The following is a 19,467-nucleotide window of genomic DNA, read 5'->3' as shown; positions in this document are numbered from 1 at the left end:
CGTGGGATCCGTATGGCGTGGGCATGCGCCGACGATACGCGCTAATCAGACAAAATCCGCATAGCGGTCATATCGCGGCGCGTCCGCATCGCACCGGCGCCGAACGGCCGTGGGCGGCAGCCCGCGGACACGGGGCCGCCGCCCACGGACGGGGACGGTGCGGGGCGCTGCCGGAGCGGCGGGGCCCCTCAGATGCGCGACACGTTCCGCTCGTACACCAGGCGCAGCCCGATGAGCGTCAGCCACGGCTCGTGCTCGTCGATGACCGAGGACTCGCCGAGCACCATGGGGGCCAGCCCGCCCGTGGCGATGACGGTGACGTCGTCGGGGTCGCCGGCGAGCTCGCGGGCCATCCGGTTGACGACCCCGTCGACCTGCCCGGCGAAGCCGTAGATGATCCCGGACTGCATGGCCTCGACGGTGTTCTTGCCGATCACCGCCCGCGGCCGGGCCACCTCGATCTTCCGCAGCTGCGCGCCCTTGACCCCGAGCGCGTCGACGGAGATCTCGATGCCGGGCGCGATGACACCGCCGACGTACTCGCCGCGGGCGCTGACCGCGTCGAACGTCGTCGCCGTGCCGAAGTCGACGACGATCGCGGGCCCGCCGTACAGCTCGACGGCCGCGACGGCGTTGATGATGCGGTCGGCGCCGACCTCCTTGGGGTTGTCCGTGAGGATCGGCACGCCGGTCTTCACGCCCGGCTCGACCAGGACGGCCGGCACGTCGCCGTAGTAGCGGCGGGTCACCTCGCGCAGTTCGTGCAGCACGGACGGGACCGTGGCGCAGATCGCGATGCCGTCGATCCCGTCGCCGAGCTCCTCGCCGAGCAGCGGGTGCATGCCCATGAGGCCCTGGAGGAGCACGGCGAGCTCGTCGGCGGTGCGGCGCGAGTCGGTGGAGATGCGCCAGTGCTCGACGATCTCCTCGCCGTCGAAGAGGCCGAGGACGGTGTGGGTGTTGCCCACGTCGATGGTCAGCAGCATGATCCCGGTTACTCCGCCGCTCGCAGGTCGAGGCCGATGTCCAGGATCGGGGAGGAGTGGGTCAGCGCGCCCACCGCGAGGAAGTCGACGCCCGTCTTCGCGTACGTCGCGGCGTTGTCGAGGGTGAGCCGCCCGGAGGCCTCCAGCAGCGCCCGGCCGTCGACGATGGCCACCGCCTCCTCGCACTCGACCGGCGTGAAGTTGTCCAGAAGGATGAGGTCGGCGCCCGCGTCGACGACCTCGCGGAGCTGGTGCAGCGTGTCGACCTCGACCTCGATCGGGACCTCGGGGAAGGCCTCCCGTACTGCCTCGAAGGCCTGTGCCACACCGCCCGCGGCGACCACGTGGTTGTCCTTGACCAGCGCGGCGTCCGAGAGGGACATGCGGTGGTTGACGCCGCCGCCGCAGCGCACGGCGAACTTCTCCAGGGAGCGCAGCCCCGGCGTCGTCTTGCGGGTGTCACGGACCCGGGTGCCCGTGCCCTCCAGGGCGTCCGCCCACGCGCGCGTGGCCGTCGCGATGCCGGAGAGCCGGCACAGCAGGTTCAGCGCGCTGCGCTCGGCCGTGAGCAGGTCACGGGTACGGGTGGTGACGCTCAGCAGCTTCTGGCCGGCCTCGACGCGCTCGCCGTCCTCCACGTGCCGCTCGACCTCGAACTCGTCGGTGCAGACCACGGAGATGACCGCCTCGGCCACCCGCAGGCCGGCGACGACGCCCGCGTCCCGGGCGGTGAAGTCGGCGGTGGAGACGGCGTCCTCGGGGATGGTCGCGACGGTCGTCACGTCCACGCCGTGGTCGAGGTCCTCCTGGATGGCGACGTTCGCGACGTCCTCGACCTCCAGGGGGTCGAGTCCGGCGTCGGCGAGGAGCTGGGCGAGCGCGGGGTCGAGCCCGCACTCCAGGTACGCGTCGTCCGATTCGGCGCCGCAGCCGCAGCCGTCGCCGCAGCCGCCGCTCTGGGCGAGGGGAAGGTCGGGGGTGCTCACTGCTGTCACTGCTCCTGAGAACGATGCCGAAGCGCCGGCTGGGGCTCGGGGGTCCCCCCTGGGAGGGTCGGGGGGAAGTCTGCTGTGTCGGTGGTGTGCGCCGCGAGCGTCCGGTCGGGATTCAGCCGTACGACGATGTGACGGCGCCACTGGGCGTCGTCCCGGTCGGCGCGGTCCTCCCGCCAGTGGCAGCCGCGGGTCTCCTCGCGCAGCCGGGCGGCGGCGACCAGGACGCGTGCCACGCACAGGAGGTTGGTGGCCTCCCAGGTGTCGACGCCGGGCTCGGAGGTCTTGCCGTTCTCGTCGAGGGCGTCGCGCGCGTCGGTGTGCAGCCGCTGAAGCTGGTCGGCGGCGGTGGCGAGGGACTCCGCGGAGCGCAGTACGCCCGCTCCCTCCGCCATGATCCGCTGGATCGCGAAGCGTGCCTCGGGCGCCAGCAGCGGGTGCGCGGGCTTCTCCGGGTGCGGGACCGGCTGGGGCACGCGCGCGTGCAGGCCGTTCTCCGCGCGGCTGCCCGCGATGTCGGCGGCGATGCGCTCGGCGTAGACCAGGCCCTCCAGGAGCGAGTTGGAGGCGAGCCGGTTGGCGCCGTGGACGCCGGTGCAGGCGACCTCTCCGCACGCGTACAGGCCCGGGACCGTGGTGCGGCCCCGGGAGTCGGTGCGGACTCCGCCGGAGGCGTAGTGGGCGGCCGGGGCGATCGGGATCGGCTCCTGGACGGGGTCGATGCCGTGGGCCCGGCAGGCGGCGAGGATCGTCGGGAAGCGGTGCTCCCACATCTCGGCGCCGAAGTGCCGGGCGTCGAGGAACATGTGCTCGGCGTCCCGCTCCTGCATGCGGCGCATGATGCCCTTGGCGACGATGTCCCGGGGCGCCAGCTCGGCGAGCTCGTGCTGCCCGACCATGAAGCGCACGCCGTCGGCGTCGACGAGGTGGGCTCCCTCGCCGCGCACCGCCTCGGAGACCAGCGGCTGCTGGCCCTCCGCGTCCGGGCCGAGGAAGAGCACCGTCGGGTGGAACTGCACGAACTCGAGGTCGCTGACCTCGGCCCCGGCGCGCAGGGCGAGCGCGACACCGTCCCCCGTGGACACGGACGGGTTGGTGGTCGCCGAGAAGACCTGTCCCATGCCGCCGGTGGCGAGGACGACGGCGGGGGCGTGCACGGCCCCCACGCCGTCGTGCTGGCCCTCTCCCATAACGTGCAGGGTCACACCCGCGGTGCGGCCGTCCGCGTCCGTGAGGAGGTCCAGGACGAGCGCGTTCTCGACGGTGCGCAGACCACGCGCGCGGACCGCCTCGACCAGGGCGCGGGAGATCTCGGCTCCCGTGGCGTCGCCGCCCGCGTGCGCGATGCGGCGCCGGTGGTGGCCGCCCTCGCGGGTGAGGGCCAGATCGCCCTCGGAGGACTCGTCGAAGTGGGCGCCGGTCGCGATGAGACGGCGTACGGCGTCGGGGCCCTCGGTGACGAGGATGCGGACGGCCTCCTCGTCGCACAGACCCGCGCCCGCCACCAGCGTGTCGTCGAGGTGCTGCTCGGGGGTGTCGCCCTCACCGAGGGCCGCGGCGATGCCGCCCTGCGCCCAGCGGGTGGAGCCGTCGTCCAGACGGGCCTTGGTGACCACGACGGTCCGCAGACCCGCCGCCTCGCAGCGCAGGGCCGCGGTGAGGCCCGCCACTCCCGAGCCGACGACCACGACGTCGGCGGTGAGGGCCCAGCCGGGGGCGGGCGCGTGCAGTCGTATACCAGTACCTGTGCCTGTGCCGGTCACGAGGCGGCTCCGAAGGTGAGGGGGATGTTGTCGATCAGCCGGGTCGTCCCGACCCGCGCGGCGACGGCGAGGACCGCCTCGCCGGTGAAGTCGTCCCCGACCTCGGTGAAGTCGGCGGGGTCGACCAGGGCCAGGTAGTCGAGAAGCAGCGGCGGCTTCGCGCGGGCCGCCTCGTCGAGGACGAGGCGGGCCGCCGCGCGGACGCCCGCGGGACCGCCGGGGACGGCCTTCGCCACGGCGTGGGCGTCGGCGGCGGCGCGGGACTCGCCTATGGCGCTCAGGGCCTCGGCACGCGCGCGCGTGGCGGGCACTTCACGGGCCCTCGCGCGCAGCGCCTCCTGGGCGGCGTGCCGGTCGCGGCCCGCGAACAGGGCGCCCGACAGGGCGAGCGCGGTGCGCCGCTCCTCGGCCGAGAGGTAGCGGTTGCGGCTGGAGAGGGCGAGCCCGTCCTCCTCGCGCACCGTGGGCACACCGACGATCTCCACGCCGAAGTTCAGGTCCCGGACCATGCGGCGGATGAGGGCCAGCTGCTGCGCGTCCTTCTGCCCGTACAGCGCCACGTCGGGCCGGGTGAGGTGCAGCAGCTTGGCGACGACGGTGAGCATGCCGTCGAAGTGCCCGGGCCGCGAGGAGCCCTCCAGGCGCTCGCCCATGGGGCCCGCGCTGATACGGACCTGGGGCTCGCCGCCCGGGTAGACCTCGTCGGCGGACGGGGCGAAGACGACGTCGGCGCCCGCCAGTTCGGCGATCTTCAGATCGGCGTCCAGGGTGCGCGGGTAGCGGTCGAGGTCCTCTCCCGCGCCGAACTGGAGCGGGTTGACGAAGACGGTGACGACCACTTCGCCCCGGTCCCCGGCGATCTCGCGGGCGGCGCGGACCAGCGTGGCGTGCCCCTCGTGGAGGGCGCCCATGGTCATCACGACGGCTCGGCGGCCCGCACGCGCGCGTGCGTGCAGATCCCCGGCGGTGCGCAGCAGGGCGGTGGTCATCGGGCGTCTCCGTTCTCCGGCACGCGCGTGGTCGGGCGGCCTTCGTCTGCGGTCCCGGACGCGGCCGGGCGGGCGTGGGCCGCGGACCCGCTCCGTGCCCGGACGGGCGCAGCGTCGTGCACCCCGCTCATCGGGCGTCTCCCTCGGCGCTTCCGGGACCGGCGGTTCCGGCGGTCCCGTCGGCGAGCACCCCGAGGAGGTCCTCGGCGAGCTCCGGCTTGAGCAGTCCGTGGGCGAGCGCGCGGTCGGCGGTCGCGCGGGCCATCGCCAGATAGCCCGCGACGGTCTGCGGGGCGTGCCTGCGCAGCTCGGAGACGTGCGCCGCGACGGTGCCGGCATCACCGCGGGCGACGGGGCCTGTGAGGGCGGCGTCGCCCGAGCGGAGCGCGTTGTCCAGGGCGGCGCCGAGCAGCGGGCCGAGCATCCGGTCGGGGGCCTCCACGCCGGCGGCGCGCAGCAGTTCCATGGACTCGGCCACCAGTGTCACCAGGTGGTTGGCGCCGAGCGCGAGGGCCGCGTGGTACAGCGGCCGGGACTCCTCGGCGATCCACTCGGGCTCGGCGCCCATCTCGATCACCAGGGCCTCGGCGGCCAGCCGCAGTTCCTCGGGCGCGGTGACCCCGAAGGAGCATCCGGCGAGCCGCTGGACGTCCACGGGGGTGCCGGTGAACGTCATCGCGGGGTGCAGCGCGAGCGGCAGCGCGCCGGCCCGGAGCGCGGGGTCCAGCACGCGCGCGCCGTACCGCCCGGAGGTGTGGACGAGCAGCTGGCCGGGCCGGACGGCTCCGGTCTCGGCGAGCCCCTCGACGAGACCGGGCAGGGCGTCGTCGGGGACGGTCAGCAGCACCAGGTCGGCACGCTCCAGGACCTGGGCCGGGGACACCAGCGGCACGTCGGGCAGCATCTCGGCGGCCCGCCGCCTGGAGGCGTCGGAGACCCCGGAGACGGCGACCGGCCGGTGCCCGGCGAGCTGGAGCGCCGCGGCGAGCGCGGGACCGACCCGGCCGGCCCCGACGACACCGACGGTCAGCCTGGCGGGGCGGCCCTTGGGATCTTGCTGTGGGGATGTACTCACTCGACGGCGGCCTTCCGTTCCAGTCCGCTCGGGGTACCGGACGATTTCTCGTCATGTTAACGCGATTGGTCCGAGCGGCTGTTTCCTTGTCCACAGCCTGTGGGTTTCCGCAGGTCACGCGGGTGCCGAAATCGGGGTGCTTCGTCAGGTCGGCCCGCGGGATGATCCGGTCATGAGCGACAGGACGCAAGAGGCGGCGGAACGACACGGGGACGGGACGGCCACGGACACGGAGGCGGAGGCGGGAGCGACGGCCGGCGCGGAGCCGGCGGACGGGGGGCAGGAGCGGCGGGCGGCCGCGTGGCGGGCGGCACGTCGGGTGCTGTGGCGGCCCAGCTTCCGCGACACGGTCCGCGAGCGCCTGACGTGGCTGGCGGAGACCGCCGAGGGCGTGTACGACCTCGACCGGCCGGTCGACATGTACGGCGACGGCATCGTCGAGACCCTGGAGGAACGGGTCGCGGACCTGCTCGGCCAGGAAGCCGCGGTCTTCTTCCCCACCGGCACGATGGCCCAGCAGGTCGCGCTGCGCTGCTGGGCGGGCCGCACCGGGAACCCCACGGTGGCGGTGCACGCGCTCAGCCATCCGGAGGTCCACGAGCGGCATGCGTTCAGCCAGGTCAGCGGGTTGCGTCCGGTCCGGGTGACGGACGGGCAGCGCATGCCGACCGCGGCGGAGATACGGGACTTCGACGAGCCCTTCGGGGCGCTGATGCTGGAACTGCCCCTCAGGGACGCCGGTTTCGTACTGCCCTCCTGGGAGGAGCTGTCCGAGACGGTGGAGGCCGCCCGGGAACGCGACGCGGTGGTCCACTTCGACGGGGCCCGGCTGTGGGAGTGCACCACGCACTTCGGCCGCCCCCTGGAGGAGATCGCGGGCCTCGCGGACAGCGTGTACGTGTCGTTCTACAAGTCGCTCGGGGGCCTGGGCGGGGCGGCCGTCGCGGGGCCCCGGACACTCGTCGACGAGGCGAAGGCCTGGCGGCACCGGTACGGCGGCATGGTCCTCCAGCAGTTCCCGACGGCCCTGGCCGCGCTCGTCGGCCTGGAGCGGGAGCTGCCCCGGCTGCCCGAGTACGTGGCGCACGCGCGCGTGGTGGCCGCCGCGCTGCGCGAGGGGTTCGCGGAGGCCGGGGTGCCCTGGGCCCGCGTGCACCCCGAGCAGCCCCACACCCACCAGTTCCAGGTCTGGCTGCCGTACGACGCCGACGTCCTCACGGAGGCGGGCACGGCGCAGGTCGAGGAGACGGGTGCCGGCATCTTCGGGCAGCGGTGGGGGCACGCCGGTCCCGGCCTCGCGTCCACCGAGGTCACGGTGGACGCGGCGGGGCTGGAATGGACGGCCGAGGACGTCAGGTCGGTCGTGAAGGACCTCGTGGAGCGGCTGCCGCGGTGACGTGTACGGCGGGCGCGGCCGAGCCGGTGGGCCCGCTGCCGCAGTGACCGGGCGCGGCGGGCGTCACCGAGCCGGCAGAACCACTGCCGCGCTGACGTGCACGGCGGGCGCGGCCCAGCCGGCGCGCCCGCCCGGCTCCGCACCCGCGCCCCCGCACGGGGTCAGCAGCCGACCTGTCGGCGCCGCCCGTGCAGCAGACGGACCATGGCCTCCCGCATCCGCCCGCGGGCCGGGTGTCCCGCCAGTACGGCCCGGAACTGCCGCCGGACGCGCACTTCGCGCACGAGCCGCAGGTCGTGCCGGCCGGGCGCCGGGGGCACGGGCTCGCCGTGCTGCCGGGACCGGTAGGTGTCGAGAAGGTACTGCTGGGTGATACTCACGGCCGGTCGCCTCTCGGGACGGGAGATGGGATCCGAAGGCCCGCGGTTGCCCCGGTGTCCTCCCAGGCTGCGCCCGCACGCGGCACATGTCGCCCCGATTGACGGGCGGCGTCAATCGACGGCGGCGTTGTCGGTGGCGGGGTGCACCATGGGGACATGAGCGTGCACATCGACATCTCCGGGCTGCGACGGGAGCGGATCGCCGTCGTGCCGTCCCCGCTGGCCGAGCTCGGGATGGCGCTGCACGCCCTCGCCGAGCCGGGGCACCACCCGGGCCTCCAGGCCTGGGCGACCGGGGTCACGGCCCGGCTCGACCCGCATCTCGCCGACCGGATGTGCGAGGCGGACTTCCTGTGGCGGACGACGTTCTCGGACCTGTTCCTGCCCTTCGCCGGCATCCCCGGCGGGAGCACCCTGCCGGGCGCGACCCTCGCCGACGACCTGGACCTGCTGGACAAGCTGACGGACGAGCAGTTCGTGGACGCCGCACTGGAGTTCACCTGCGCGCTGGCGTACGGCTCGCAGGAGCCCGGCTATCTCTCCGATCCCGAGGTGCGGCGCCGCGCCGTGGACCTGGCCGCCTCGCGCGGACCGCAGCAGACCCGCTTCACACAGCGCCTCCTGGAGGATCCGCCGCGCGTGCGGGCCTGGCTGAGGCAGTTCCTCCAGGACTGCGACGAGGCGTTCTTCGCGGAGACCTGGTCCCGGCTGCGCCACCAGCTCGCAGCGGAGGCCCGCCACAAGACGGACCTGCTGCGGCACAAGGGCCCCGCCGAGGCGCTGACGTCCATCTCCCCGGCGGTGTCGCTGGACGAGGCGGCCGGGCGGCTCACCGTCGACAAGCTGACGGAGGGGCACACGGTCACGGCGGACGGCGGTCTGCTCCTCGTCCCCACCAGCCTCGGGCGGCCGCACCTGATGGTGCTGCACCGGCCCGGCTGGCAGCCCGTGCTGCACTACCCCGTCGGCTCGCCCGAACTCGCCGCGCCGCCCTCCGTCGAGGAGCTGTCCCGGCGGATGACCGCGCTGTCCCACCCGGTCCGGATGCGGATCTGCCGCCATCTGGCCCGCAGCGCGTACACCACCGGCGAGCTGGCGCAGGTGCACGGGATGACGGCGCCCGAGATATCCCGCCACCTGGGAGTGCTCAAGAAGGCGGGCCTGATCTCCACGCGCCGCCGCGGCCGGTACGTGCTGCACCAGCTGGACGTCACCGTGGTGGCCCGGCTGGGCAGCGACTTCCTGGAGAGCGTCCTGCGCTGACCCGCGCACGGCACGCGCGGCAAGCCCGGTCGGCCGGTCGGCCGGTCGGGGGGCCCGTGGGTCCCGCCGACGTCGTGTCCCGCACCGACCTCCGCGAGGCACACGGCACCCGCTCGCCGGCCCGTCCGTCCGGGGCCGGCGTCGGGAGGGAAAGCCGTTCCGCCCGGGCCGGAAGCTGTTCCGTCCGAGGCAGGAGCCGTTCCGCCCGGGTCAGTCGAACCGGATGTGCCGCATGCCCGTCCACGCCCTGCGCAGCCGCCCCCGCAGCGCCCCGTCGCGGTTCGGCGTGAGCGTCAGCCCCGCCAGTACGGCGATCCGGTCCGCGGTCTTGGCCACCGTCGTGTGGTCGGTCCACAGGTGCTCGGCGAACTCGGGCTCACGCAGCCGCTCCAGGCAGTGGTCGAGCTGCTGCACGGCCCAGCTCTCGCGGCGCAGTGGGGCGTCCTTGCGCGCGACGTACCGCAGGAGGTGCCCGAAGCCGCGCTCCCGCAGCCGCTCGAGCACGGTCTCGCGCTCGGCGAGCAGCGCGAAGTGCCGTACGTCGTGGCCCCGTTCGCGCAGCCGGCCGACCGTCTCCTCGAAATAGCGGGAGTTCGTGACCGTCATGGGGGCGATGACCACGCCGTCGTGCTTGGCGAGGGCGAGGTCCAGCACCTCGACCACGCCCTCGCGCCAGGACGCCAAGTCCTGGAAATCGCCGCGCAGTTCGGGAGGCAGCATGCGCCGCAGGCCGAAACCGGCGTGTTCCGGATCGCAGATGACGCTGCCGGGCAGCCGTCGCCGGATCTCGTGTGCGGTCTGTGTCTTGCCGCCCCCGAAGGGGCCGTTGATCCACAGGAGCATGCGCAGACCCTAGTGGCCGCCGGTCACGCCGCGGTCACGCCCCGGGTCAGCCGTTTCCGCCCGCGCGCACGAGCCCCGTCTCGTAGGCGAGTACGACCACCTGCACCCGGTCGCGCAGCCCCAGCTTGGTCAGGATGCGCCCGACGTGCGTCTTCACGGTCGCCTCGGACAGCACGAGGCGGGCCGCGATCTCGCCGTTGGACAGTCCCTGCGCGACCAGGACCATGACTTCGCGCTCACGGTCGGTGAGCCGCTCCAGCTCCTTGTGCTGCGGCTGCTTGCCCGCGCTCGGCAGCATCGGGGCGAAGCGGTCGAGCAGGCGCCTGGTGGTGGAGGGGGCGACCACGGCGTCGCCGCTGTGCACGGACCGGATCGCGGTGAGCAGCTCTCCCGGGGGCACGTCCTTGAGCATGAAGCCGGAGGCGCCGGCCTTCAGCCCGGAGAAGGCGTACTCGTCGAGGTCGAAGGTGGTCAGGATCAGCACCTTCGGCGGATTGGGATCGGAACAGATCCGCCGGGTCGTCTCGACACCGTCCAGCTTCGGCATGCGCACATCCATCAGGACCACGTCGACCGCTGTGGTGCGCAGCACCTGGAGGGCCTCGACCCCGTCGCCCGCCTCGGCCACGACCTCCATGTCCGGCTGGGCGGCGAGCACCATCCGGAAACCGGTGCGCAGCAGCACCTGGTCGTCGACGAGCATGACTCGGATCGCCATCGGGGTCCTCTTCCCTCTCCACCAAAGGCCGAAAAGCTTTGGGAACAGCCAGAAACATTTGGAAACAGTCGGAAACGGTCGTTACAGGTGTCAGTGGGCCGTGGTCAATGGGCCGGTTTCAGCGGCAGCAGCGCGCTGATGCGGAAGCCTCCACCAGGCCGCGGTCCCGCGTCCAGGGTGCCGCCGACCATACCGACGCGCTCCCGCATGCCGATCAGGCCGTGGCCCTGACCGTCGGCGCCGCCCTCCTCGTACAGCTCGTGGGGCGCGCCCTTGCCGTCGTCCTCGACGAGCAGGCCGAGACCGTCGTCGAAATAGACCAGGCGCACGCTCGCACCGGTGTTCGGACCTCCGTGCTTGCGCGTGTTGGTGAGCGCCTCCTGCACGATCCGGTACGCCGTGAGCTCCACACCGCTGGGCAGCGGGCGCGGGGTCCCCTCGACCTTGAAGTCGACGGGGAGGCCCGCGGTGCGGCACTGCTCGATGAGGTCGTCGAGCTGTTCGACGTCCGGCTGCGGCACGTACTCGCCGCTCTCCTGGTGCTCGCCGGTGCGCAGCACGCCGAGCAGCCGGCGCATCTCGGCGAGGGCCTGGCGACCGGTCCCGGAGATGGTCTCCAGCGCCTTCTTGGCCTGGTCCGGCGCGGTGTCCATGACGTAGGCGGCACCGTCCGCCTGGACGACCATCACCGAGACGTTGTGCGCGACCACGTCGTGCAGCTCGCGTGCGATCCGGGCGCGCTCGGCGGCGACGGCGACCTTGGACTGCGCCTCGCGCTCCTTCTCCAGGCGCGCGGCCCGCTCCTCCAGCTGGGCGAGGTAGGCGCGGCGGGTGCGCAGGGAGTCACCGAGCACCCAGGCGAGCGCGAAGGGGACGGTCTGGAAGACGGCTATGAGGACGACGTTCAGGCCGCCCGCCTCCTGGGCGGGCCAGCGCAGCTGCGACAGGAACCCCGCGCTGAGGCCACCCGTCAGCGCGAACCGGGAGGCCCAGCGGGCGCCGTCCGCCGCGACGGTGAAGATGATCACCATCATGGCGAAGTCGGCGGGCATCACCTCGACGTCGGCGATCAGCTGGAGAAGACCCAGCCCGGCGGCCAGGACGAGCATCTTCTCGGGCATGCGGCGGCGCAGCGCGACGACGACGCACAGGAGCACGGCGATCGGGAACGCCACGGCGGGCGCCCCGTGCTGCTCCGGGGCCCCGTTGACGCTCACGAGGTTCGCGCAGGTGATCCCGAACAGGACGACGGCCCAGAAGCTGTCGACCCATGTCGGGTGCCTGCGGAGGAAGTCATAGAGGCGCTGCACGTAACCCAGAGTAGGGAAGCGTGCAGTGTGCAGGGGTCAACCGGAGGGTCGATCCGCAACCTGTGCTCGTACTCCCCAAGGTGGAGGCTCACCCCTTCCTGACGTCTGAAGCCCCCTGGCGGCAGGTCCCGGACCCGGTCGGCCGGGACGGGTGTCCGTACCGTCGCGGCGCCTCTCGCCGGGACTTCCCGCCGGGCCGGGCCCCACCGTCCGAACCCGCCCAGGGGGCCGCGCAGGCCCTAGCCTGGCCCGGTGAGACGTGAGGCGGCGGGCGAGTGGCGGGGTTGGCGCGAGGCGACCGAGGAGGCGCTGTACGGGCCGTCCGGCTTCTACCGCAGGCCCGAGGGCCCCGCCGGCCACTTCCGCACCTCGGTGCACGCCTCCCCGCTCTTCGCCGGTGCCGTGGCCCGGCTGCTGTGCCGGGTCGACGAGGCGCTCGACCACCCCGCCCGGCTGGACTTCGTGGACATGGCGGCGGGCCGCGGCGAGCTGGTGACCGGCGTGCTCGCCGCGCTCCCCGCGGAGGTGGCCGCCCGCGTGCGCGGGTACGCGGTCGAGCGCGCCGGCCGCCCCGCGGGCCTCGATCACCGGATCGAGTGGTCGGCCGGGCCCCCGCAGGGGATCACCGGGCTGCTGTTCGCCAACGAGTGGCTGGACAACGTGCCCGTGGACGTCGCCGAGGTCGACGCCGAGGGAGCACGGCGCCTGGTCCTCGTACGGGAGGACGGCACGGAACGTCTCGGGGAGCCGGTGACGGGGGCCGACGAGCGGTGGCTGCGGCGCTGGTGGCCGCTGCCCGCACAGGCGCCGTCCCCCGTGGGCGCGCGGGCCGAGATCGGGCTCCCCAGGGACACCGCCTGGGCCGCCGCGGTGGCGAGCCTGGACCGCGGGCTCGCCGTCGCCGCCGACTACGCGCACGTCGCCGCCGGCCGGCCGCCCTTCGGGACGCTCACCGGCTTCCGGGAGGGCCGGGAGACGGCGCCGGTGCCGGACGGGTCGTGCGACATCACCGCACACGTCGCGCTCGACGCGTGCGCGCTGCCCGGAGGCCGTGTGACGACGCAGCGCACGGCGCTGCGCGCGCTGGGCGTGAGCGGTGCACGCCCCCCGCTCGCGCTCGCCTCCACGGACCCCGCGGCGTACGTGCGCGCGCTGGCGGGCGCGGGGGCCGCCGCCGAGCTCACCGCGTCCGGGGGCCTCGGCGACTTCGGCTGGCTGCTCCAGCCGGTCGGGATCCCGGCGGCCCGGTTCGACGACCTGCTCGCTCCCACAGCCCCGCAGGCGCCCTGAGCCGCGCGGCCGCGCGACGGGAGGCACCGGACCCGACGGAGGCCGGACCCGACGGAGGCCCGACCCGAGGGACCCGGCCCCGGCCGGCGGGAAGCCCTGGCCGGCAGGAAAGACCGACCCGGCGGGACCCGCCCGGAGGCACTACTTGTCGATGTCCCCGACCACGAAGAACAGCGAGCCCAGGATCGCCACCATGTCGGCCACCAGTGTGCCCGGCAGCAGCTCGGTCAGCGCCTGGATGTTGTTGTACGAGGCGGAGCGCAGCTTCAGCCGGTACGGGGTCTTCTCGCCCTTGCTGACCAGGTAGTAGCCGTTGATGCCGAGGGGGTTCTCGGTCCAGGCGTACGTGTGGCCCTCGGGCGCCTTCAGGACCTTGGGCAGCCGCTGGTTGACGGGCCCCGGCGGCAGCTCGGCGAGCCGGTCGAGGCAGGCGTCCGCGAGGTCGAGCGCGTTGTGGGTCTGCTCCAGGAGGCACTCGAAGCGGGCCAGGCAGTCGCCCTCCTGGCGGGAGACGACCTTCAGGGTGTCCTGGAGGTCCCCGTACGCGAGGTACGGCTCGTCCCGGCGCAGGTCGAAGTCCACCCCGGAGGCGCGCGCGATCGGCCCGCTCACCCCGTACGCGTGCACGGTCTCCGGCGCGAGCACCCCGACACCGCGCGTACGCCCCCGGAAGATCTCGTTGCCGAGCACCAGGTCGTCGTAGATGTCCATGCGCGAGCGCAGGGCCGCGACGGAGGCACGCGCGCGTGAGGTCCATCCGGCGGGCAGGTCCTCCTTGAGGCCCCCGACCCGGTTGAACATGTAGTGCATGCGCCCGCCGGAGATCTCCTCCATGACGTGCTGGAGATCCTCACGCTCGCGGAAGGCGTGGAAGATCGGCGTGATCCCGCCCAGTTCCAGCGGGTAGGAGCCGAGGAACATCAGGTGGTTCAGGACGCGGTTGAGCTCGGCGAGCAGCGTGCGCATCCACACCGCCCGCTCGGGGACCTCCATGCCGAGCATCCGCTCCACGGCGAGGACCACGCCCAGCTCGTTCGAGAACGCGGACAGCCAGTCGTGCCGGTTGGCGAGCATGATGATCTGGCGGTAGTCGCGCGCCTCGAAGAGCTTCTCCGCACCGCGGTGCATGTAGCCGATGACCGGCTCCGCGTGCTGGATCCGCTCGCCGTCGAGCACGAGCCGCAGCCTCAGCACGCCGTGGGTCGAGGGGTGCTGGGGGCCGATGTTGAGCACCATGTCGGTGCTCTCCGCGGCGCCGCCGATACCGACCATGGTCTCCGTCGTAGGAGTCATGGTGACAGTCTCTCGTACGTACGCTTGCCGTATGGAGACGGGGACCACGGAATTCGCCGGGGCGGAGCCGGTCTGGACCGGACTGCCTCCCGGGCTGCTGCGGATGCGGCGGCTGCTGCTTGTGGTGTGGCTGGGGCTGCTCACGATCGCGGTGGGCCTGCTGACCGGGCTGCTCGTCGCCCCCGTCTGGGCCGCCTCCGCCCTCCTCCCGCTCGCCCTGATGGCGTGGGGCTGGCACATGCTGGGGCGCAACTGGCGCTCCTGGCGGTACGCGGAGCGCGCCGACGACCTGCTGATCAGCCGGGGTGTGCTGTGGCGCGAGGAGACCGTCGTGCCGTACGGGCGGATGCAGCTGGTCGAGGTGACCTCCGGGCCCGTCGAGCGGCACTTCGGGCTGGCGAGCGTGCAGCTGCACACGGCGGCCGCGGCGACCGACGCGTGCATCCCGGGCCTCGACCCGGCCGAGGCCGAGCGGCTGCGCGACCGGCTGACCGAACTCGGCGAGGCACGATCGGCGGGGCTGTGACGACGCCGCTGCCGGGCGCGGAGGACGCCCTGCCACAGGACGGGGCCGAGGGCTCCGTGCCACGGAACGGCGTGGAGGGCGCGCAGGGCGTCGCGCCGGGCGGCGGACCTCCCGCGGAGCGACGGCTGCACCCGTTCACCCCCTTTCGGCGGGCCTGGGCGCCCGTCGCCGTGATCGCCGGATGGGCCGTGCACGACCCCAACCAGGCGCAGGAGCAGCTGACCAGACTCACCACGACCGCGCTGCTCGTCGGGCTCGCGATATTCGTCCCGGGCGCCGCCCTCTACGGCTTCCTCAGCTGGTGGTTCACGCACTTCGCGGTGACCGGCACCGAACTGCGCATCCGCACCGGCCTGTTGTTCCGCCGCACCGCGCACATCCGGCTCGACCGGCTCCAGGCCGTCGACGTCACCCAGCCGCTGCTGGCCCGCGTCGCGGGCGTCGCCAAGCTCAGACTCGACGTCATCGGCACGGACAAGAAGGACGAACTGGCCTATCTGGGCGAGGGAGAGGCCCGAGCACTGCGCGCCGAACTCCTCGCCCGGGCGGCGGGGTTCGCGCCGGAGACCGCCCACGAGGTCGGCGAGGCCCCGGTGCGGCGGCTGCTGCACGTACCGCCCGGCGTCCTCGCCGTCTCCCTGGTCCTCACCGGCGCGACCTGGGGCTCGCTGGCCGCCGCGGTCGTCGTGCCGCCGCTGCTGTGGTTCGCCACCCACAGCGTGTGGACGGTCCTCGCGACCGGGTTGCCGCTGCTCGGCGCGGCGGGCGCGAGCAGCGTGGGCCGGTTCGTGGGCGAGTACGACTGGACGGTGGGCGAGTCGCCGGACGGCCTCCGCATCGACCACGGGCTCCTGGACCGTACGCACGAGACGGTGCCGCCGGGTCGCGTGCAGACGGTGCGGATCGTCGAGCCGCTGCTGTGGCGGCGGCTCGGCTGGGTGCGCGTGGAGCTGGACGTCGCCGGCTCGTCGAACTCCGTGCTCGTGCCCGTCGCCCCGCGCGCGATCGCCGAGTCGGTGATCGCCGAGGCGCTGCCCGGGGTGACGGTGCCGTCGTCCCTGTCCCGGCCGCCGCGCCGGGCCGGCTGGTGCCTGCCGGTCTGGTGGCGGGGGTACGGGCTCGCCGTGACCGACACCGTCTTCGCCGCCCGGCACGGCCTGCTGCGCCGCAGTCTCTCGCTCGTGCCGCACGCGAAGGTGCAGAGCGTACGGCTGACGCAGGGCCCCTGGAAGCGCCTCAGGAAGGTCGCCGACGTCCATGTGGACACGGGGGCCGACAAGACCGTGACGGCTCGGCTGCGGGACGCCGAGGAGGCCGCACGGCTGCTCCAGTCCCAGGCCGACCGTTCGCGGACGGGGCGGCGGGAGGCGCTGCCGGACCGGTGGATGGCATGAGGGCAGCGGCGCCCGGCCACTGCCCTCGTCCTGGTACCGCGCCCGACCCGTCCGCCGGGCCGCGATCGCTCCACGTCGCACACCGCCCGCGCGGCTGACGGGCGGCGGCGCTCCGCTCCCAGGAGACCGCGCCGCGCGGGCCTCTCAGGGGATCGCGCCGCGCCGGACTCTCAGAAGATCGGGTCGCGCGGGACTCTTGGGAAACCCGCCGCGCCGGACTCGTCAGGAGACCGCGCTGCGCAGCACGCCCACGTCGATCTGCTCGGTCTCGTCGTGCGCGGTCAGGTCGATGACCTGTCCGACGCCGCGGGCCGCTTCGTCGGCCGGCTTGAACCCGGCCTCCGCCTCGGCCTTGTGCAGGGCGAGCGCCTCCTGGCCGACCACGTCGGCGAGGTCCTCGTTCTGCACGGCCTCCAGCGCGTCCGCGGACGACTCCTTCTGCGTACCGAAGAAGTCGAAGCCGCCCTCGACCGAGGGGCGCCGCACGGGGGCGGCCGGTGCCACGGCCACTGCCGTCGGCACGGTGAAGTGCCCTCCCGAGGAGGGCTTGGCGGGCAGCGCGGCCCGGGTCTGCTGCGCCGACGGGGACGACTGGGCGGGCACGGGCTGCGGCGCGTCGGCGGTCGCGTGCTGGTGCTCGCCGACCGCCTCGGACTTCCCCTGCGCCTCGTCCTCCTCCACCACGGTGTCCGTGGCCGGACCTGCCTCGCCGCGGGCCGGGCCCGCCTTCGGGGGCTCCGCGCTCGCGGTGTGCGACGCGGATCCGCCTGCGGCCGGCTCGCCCTTCGCGGACCCGACGGCCTTCAGGGACGCGCCCCGAGGGGCGTCGCTCCTCGCGGCGGCGGCACCGGACTCCTCAGACCCGGACCCCTCCGACCCGGACCCCTCCGACCCGGACTCCTCCGTCTCGGACTCCTCCGTCTCGGACGACGTCACGTCGCCCGGCGCGGACGCGGTCGTGGTCTCCGCCTCCGAAGCACCGCTCGCGATGCGGCTCAGCGCCGCGTTGGCCCGCAGGAAGAGCGAGGAGCCCGCCGGGGAGAAGACCTCGGGCGCCTCCGGCGCGTCGGCGTCGTCCGCCGCGGACTCGGGGGCCTCGGCCGGCTCGGCGGACCCGGTCGCGGGGACCTCGGCGGCCAGGTGCTCGGTCGCCTCGGGCGTGCCTTCCTCGGGCACCGCCTCCGGGACCGTCTCGGCGGCCGTCGACTCCGGCGCCGACCGTGCGGCGGGCAGCGCGCGGGCCGGGACGGTGGCCTCTATCGCGAGCCGGCGACGGCCCTCCAGGGCACTCGCCCGCTCGGTCTCCGCCGTGGCGTACCGCCGCAGCAGCGCCGCGTGCTCGTTGCGCAGGCCCGCCAGCTCCGAACGCTTCGCACGCAGCCTCTGCTCCAGCTTGGTGCGCAGCGCGCGGGACTCGTCGAGGTCGGCCTCCAGTTCGGCGACGCGTTCCTCGTGACGCCACTCGTCGCTCGCACGCGCGCGCGTGAGGTCGGCGACGCTCTTGCCCGCCGAGGCGTCCCATCGGCGCATGACGACCGCGCCGACGACCGCCGTCAGCGCGGCACCGGCGGCCAGCACACGGAGCACCACCGGCTCCGTGAACAGCCATGGCCCCACGGCACAGACGAGCGAGACACCGGCGATCGCCGAAGGAGGCAGCAGCCTGTGCAAGGGCGGGGAATGGCGGTGACGTCCACGTGGCATGGCCAGAAACTTACCGCGCGTAGGCGAATCTTGGAGCCCCGCCCGGTAAAAACACGGCTACTGCGAACCGCATGGCCGCGAACGTGCGGAATCGAAGCGTCCCGCATTCGCCCCGGGGAACGCATTCGATCTTGATCTCGACTTCCGGAGTTCGAAAAGGCTCCCCTGCCGGACCCCGCGCGCGAACGGGAATTCCGGCCCGCCTCAGCGGTCGCTGAGCCGTCCGCTGATCCATTGCAGGGTCGCCGGGATCTCCCGTCGCCAGGTGTTGAAGTTGTGGCCGCCGCTGTCGAGGATGATCGACGAGATCCGGGTGCGCCGATTGGCCTTCACGAGGTCGATGAAGTGCAGCGTGTCCCGGTAGTTGGACTCGCCCGACCTGCTGCTGCTGACGAGCAGTGAGGTGTCCGGCGCGGGCCTGTTCTTCAGGTACCAGCGCAGGTCGGCGCCGTCCCGCACCACCTTGTCGCCGCGGAAGAGGTCGCCGGTCGTGGGGTCGATCGGCGCCTTGTAGTACGCCGAGAGACCGGCCCCGGCCGCGTACGCCCCGGGATGGTGGACAGCCAGTTTCAGTGCACAGTAACCGCCCGTGGAATCGCCGACGACGCCCCAGCTCCCGGGTTTCCTGCCCACCCGGTAGTGCGCGGACACGGCGTCCGGAAGGTCCTTGGCGAAGAACGTCTCCGTCTGCGGGCCGCCGGGGACGTCCACGCACTCGGTGTCCCGCGGAGGCGCGACGGTCGGCCGCAGCATGACGAGGATCATCGGCTGCATCGTGCCGTTCTTCGCCAGCCTGTTCGCGGTCTGCGGGTAGTGCAGTGCCTTGATGAGGGCCTCGGCGGTGCCGGGGTATCCGGTGAGGACGGTGACAGCGGGAAAAGTGCGGGCCCGGTACCGCGACTGGAAGTACTCCGGGGGCAGATAGACGTACGCCGGTGTGGCGATGTGCGTCGTCCGGCCGACGACCGTGACCTTCTGGATCTGACCCCCGATCCGGGGACGGGAACCGCCCGACACGTTCACCTGCTGGGTGTCGACGACTTGGAGGGGTCCGCCGCCCGCGCCCGCGGTGCCGTTGTGGTCGACGACCACGCCCTGGCCGCTCTCCCGGCCGAAGAGGTCCGCCCAGCTGGCGTAGAACCCGAACGCCTGGTTCACACAGAGGCCGACCGAGGCGAAGACCGCCACCTGGGTGGCCAGCAGCAGTCCGATCCGTCCGCTGACGACCCGCCAGTTCCGGCGGGCCAGCCGCGGCCACCACCACACCGTGCCGACGAACAGCAGCACGGCGAACAGCACCGCCACCACCAGCACCTTGTTGCTCGTCAGACCCATGGGCTGTTCCGCCTGCGCTTTCCGTCCCGGATCCGCATCGCTCCTTCGCGCGTGCTTGCCCCGGACTTTCCTTGCCTTTTGAAACGGCTTTCCGAAGGGGAGTGAACCTGTCTCCCCAAGACACCGTCCTAGAGGGCGCAATGTCGCCGGATGCCTGATTTGGCACCGGATCCAAGGTCTCTCGCGGAACTACGGGATGCGATGTCTGTC

The 19,467-nt window shown here is 73.5% G+C and carries 17 protein-coding genes; 5 read left to right on the top strand and 12 right to left on the bottom strand.

Annotated elements, in window-relative coordinates:
- Positions 1 to 188 precede the first annotated feature (188 nt).
- From ACSYGO_RS26020 to ACSYGO_RS26000, 5 genes are all read right to left on the bottom strand, one after another.
- The gene (locus ACSYGO_RS26020; protein WP_426679917.1) at positions 189 to 986 is read right to left on the bottom strand and encodes a type III pantothenate kinase; all 798 of its coding nucleotides are present in this window, start codon (positions 984 to 986) and stop codon (positions 189 to 191) included.
- A gap of 8 nt (positions 987 to 994) precedes the next feature.
- Positions 995 to 1,972: a carboxylating nicotinate-nucleotide diphosphorylase gene (nadC, locus tag ACSYGO_RS26015; protein ID WP_028799051.1), complete on the bottom strand. Its 978-nt coding sequence runs from the start codon at positions 1,970 to 1,972 to the stop codon at positions 995 to 997.
- A 5-nt stretch (positions 1,973 to 1,977) separates the two neighbouring features.
- Entirely contained in the window at positions 1,978 to 3,741 is a 1,764-nt protein-coding gene (locus ACSYGO_RS26010) for an L-aspartate oxidase (RefSeq protein WP_426679916.1), read from the bottom strand.
- Positions 3,738 to 4,730, bottom strand: coding sequence for a pantoate--beta-alanine ligase (panC, locus tag ACSYGO_RS26005; RefSeq protein ID WP_460387804.1), 993 nt, complete (start codon positions 4,728 to 4,730; stop codon positions 3,738 to 3,740). The genes ACSYGO_RS26010 and panC overlap by 4 nt, the downstream gene beginning before the upstream one ends.
- A 127-nt stretch (positions 4,731 to 4,857) precedes the next feature.
- Positions 4,858 to 5,805, bottom strand: a complete 948-nt coding sequence (locus ACSYGO_RS26000) for a Rossmann-like and DUF2520 domain-containing protein (protein WP_460387803.1) — start codon at positions 5,803 to 5,805, stop codon at positions 4,858 to 4,860.
- Between the two features lie 172 nt (positions 5,806 to 5,977).
- On the opposite strand from ACSYGO_RS26000, the gene ACSYGO_RS25995 reads away from it, so the two are divergent.
- On the top strand, positions 5,978 to 7,201 hold the full coding sequence (locus ACSYGO_RS25995) for a threonine aldolase family protein (RefSeq protein WP_460387801.1): 1,224 nt from the start codon (positions 5,978 to 5,980) through the stop codon (positions 7,199 to 7,201).
- 161 nt (positions 7,202 to 7,362) lie between these two features.
- Here the strand turns inward: ACSYGO_RS25995 and ACSYGO_RS25990 are convergent, their stop codons facing one another.
- Positions 7,363 to 7,581 carry a hypothetical protein gene (locus tag ACSYGO_RS25990; protein WP_460387800.1) on the bottom strand — a complete coding sequence of 73 codons (219 nt, stop codon included), beginning with the start codon at positions 7,579 to 7,581 and terminating at the stop codon, positions 7,363 to 7,365.
- A 156-nt stretch (positions 7,582 to 7,737) separates the two neighbouring features.
- Between ACSYGO_RS25990 and ACSYGO_RS25985 the strand changes: the two genes are divergently transcribed.
- Complete coding sequence (locus ACSYGO_RS25985; protein WP_426679911.1) at positions 7,738 to 8,844, top strand: DUF5937 family protein; 1,107 nt, start codon at positions 7,738 to 7,740, stop codon at positions 8,842 to 8,844.
- 210 nt (positions 8,845 to 9,054) lie between these two features.
- Here ACSYGO_RS25985 and ACSYGO_RS25980 read toward each other — a convergent pair whose 3' ends face one another.
- From ACSYGO_RS25980 to ACSYGO_RS25970, 3 genes are all read right to left on the bottom strand, one after another.
- Positions 9,055 to 9,687, bottom strand: coding sequence for an AAA family ATPase (locus ACSYGO_RS25980; RefSeq protein ID WP_426679910.1), 633 nt, complete (start codon positions 9,685 to 9,687; stop codon positions 9,055 to 9,057).
- A gap of 46 nt (positions 9,688 to 9,733) precedes the next feature.
- Entirely contained in the window at positions 9,734 to 10,405 is a 672-nt protein-coding gene (locus tag ACSYGO_RS25975) for a response regulator transcription factor (RefSeq protein ID WP_426679909.1), read from the bottom strand.
- A gap of 104 nt (positions 10,406 to 10,509) precedes the next feature.
- The gene (locus ACSYGO_RS25970; protein ID WP_426679908.1) at positions 10,510 to 11,715 is read right to left on the bottom strand and encodes a sensor histidine kinase; all 1,206 of its coding nucleotides are present in this window, start codon (positions 11,713 to 11,715) and stop codon (positions 10,510 to 10,512) included.
- Between the two features lie 252 nt (positions 11,716 to 11,967).
- Between ACSYGO_RS25970 and ACSYGO_RS25965 the strand changes: the two genes are divergently transcribed.
- Positions 11,968 to 13,005, top strand: coding sequence for an SAM-dependent methyltransferase (locus tag ACSYGO_RS25965; RefSeq protein WP_460387798.1), 1,038 nt, complete (start codon positions 11,968 to 11,970; stop codon positions 13,003 to 13,005).
- 141 nt (positions 13,006 to 13,146) lie between these two features.
- Here the strand turns inward: ACSYGO_RS25965 and ACSYGO_RS25960 are convergent, their stop codons facing one another.
- Positions 13,147 to 14,298 carry an NADH-quinone oxidoreductase subunit D gene (locus ACSYGO_RS25960; protein ID WP_426679906.1) on the bottom strand — a complete coding sequence of 384 codons (1,152 nt, stop codon included), beginning with the start codon at positions 14,296 to 14,298 and terminating at the stop codon, positions 13,147 to 13,149.
- 31 nt (positions 14,299 to 14,329) lie between these two features.
- Between ACSYGO_RS25960 and ACSYGO_RS25955 the strand changes: the two genes are divergently transcribed.
- Both ACSYGO_RS25955 and ACSYGO_RS25950 read left to right on the top strand, forming a co-directional pair.
- Complete coding sequence (locus ACSYGO_RS25955; RefSeq protein ID WP_426679905.1) at positions 14,330 to 14,824, top strand: PH domain-containing protein; 495 nt, start codon at positions 14,330 to 14,332, stop codon at positions 14,822 to 14,824.
- Positions 14,825 to 14,880: 56 nt separating this feature from the next.
- Positions 14,881 to 16,218: a PH domain-containing protein gene (locus tag ACSYGO_RS25950; RefSeq protein ID WP_460389765.1), complete on the top strand. Its 1,338-nt coding sequence runs from the start codon at positions 14,881 to 14,883 to the stop codon at positions 16,216 to 16,218.
- A 222-nt stretch (positions 16,219 to 16,440) separates the two neighbouring features.
- Here ACSYGO_RS25950 and ACSYGO_RS25945 read toward each other — a convergent pair whose 3' ends face one another.
- Both ACSYGO_RS25945 and ACSYGO_RS25940 read right to left on the bottom strand, forming a co-directional pair.
- Positions 16,441 to 17,922 (bottom strand): hypothetical protein, encoded by a 1,482-nt coding sequence (locus ACSYGO_RS25945; protein ID WP_460387795.1) that lies wholly within the window; start codon positions 17,920 to 17,922, stop codon positions 16,441 to 16,443.
- 204 nt (positions 17,923 to 18,126) lie between these two features.
- Entirely contained in the window at positions 18,127 to 19,257 is a 1,131-nt protein-coding gene (locus ACSYGO_RS25940; protein WP_460387794.1) for an alpha/beta hydrolase, read from the bottom strand.
- Positions 19,258 to 19,467: the final 210 nt, after the last annotated feature.

The sequence above is a fragment of the Streptomyces krungchingensis genome (assembly GCF_054729265.1).
The sequence above is the reverse complement of the archived record's forward strand: the minus strand, read 5'-3'. Positions and strand labels throughout refer to the sequence as shown.

Bases quoted from the DNA above. Each gene is read 5' to 3' on its own strand.
- ACSYGO_RS26020 (WP_426679917.1), bottom strand. From the start codon at position 986: ATGCTGCTGACCATCGACGTGGGCAACACCCACACCGTCCTCGGCCTC.
- panC (WP_460387804.1), bottom strand. From the start codon at position 4,730: ATGACCACCGCCCTGCTGCGCACCGCCGGGGATCTGCACGCACGCGCG.
- ACSYGO_RS25995 (WP_460387801.1), top strand. From the start codon at position 5,978: ATGAGCGACAGGACGCAAGAGGCGGCGGAACGACACGGGGACGGGACG.
- ACSYGO_RS25985 (WP_426679911.1), top strand. From the start codon at position 7,738: ATGAGCGTGCACATCGACATCTCCGGGCTGCGACGGGAGCGGATCGCC.
- ACSYGO_RS25980 (WP_426679910.1), bottom strand. From the start codon at position 9,687: ATGCTCCTGTGGATCAACGGCCCCTTCGGGGGCGGCAAGACACAGACC.
- ACSYGO_RS25975 (WP_426679909.1), bottom strand. From the start codon at position 10,405: ATGGCGATCCGAGTCATGCTCGTCGACGACCAGGTGCTGCTGCGCACC.
- ACSYGO_RS25960 (WP_426679906.1), bottom strand. From the start codon at position 14,298: ATGACTCCTACGACGGAGACCATGGTCGGTATCGGCGGCGCCGCGGAG.
- ACSYGO_RS25955 (WP_426679905.1), top strand. From the start codon at position 14,330: ATGGAGACGGGGACCACGGAATTCGCCGGGGCGGAGCCGGTCTGGACC.
- ACSYGO_RS25945 (WP_460387795.1), bottom strand. From the start codon at position 17,922: ATGCCACGTGGACGTCACCGCCATTCCCCGCCCTTGCACAGGCTGCTG.
- ACSYGO_RS25940 (WP_460387794.1), bottom strand. From the start codon at position 19,257: ATGGGTCTGACGAGCAACAAGGTGCTGGTGGTGGCGGTGCTGTTCGCC.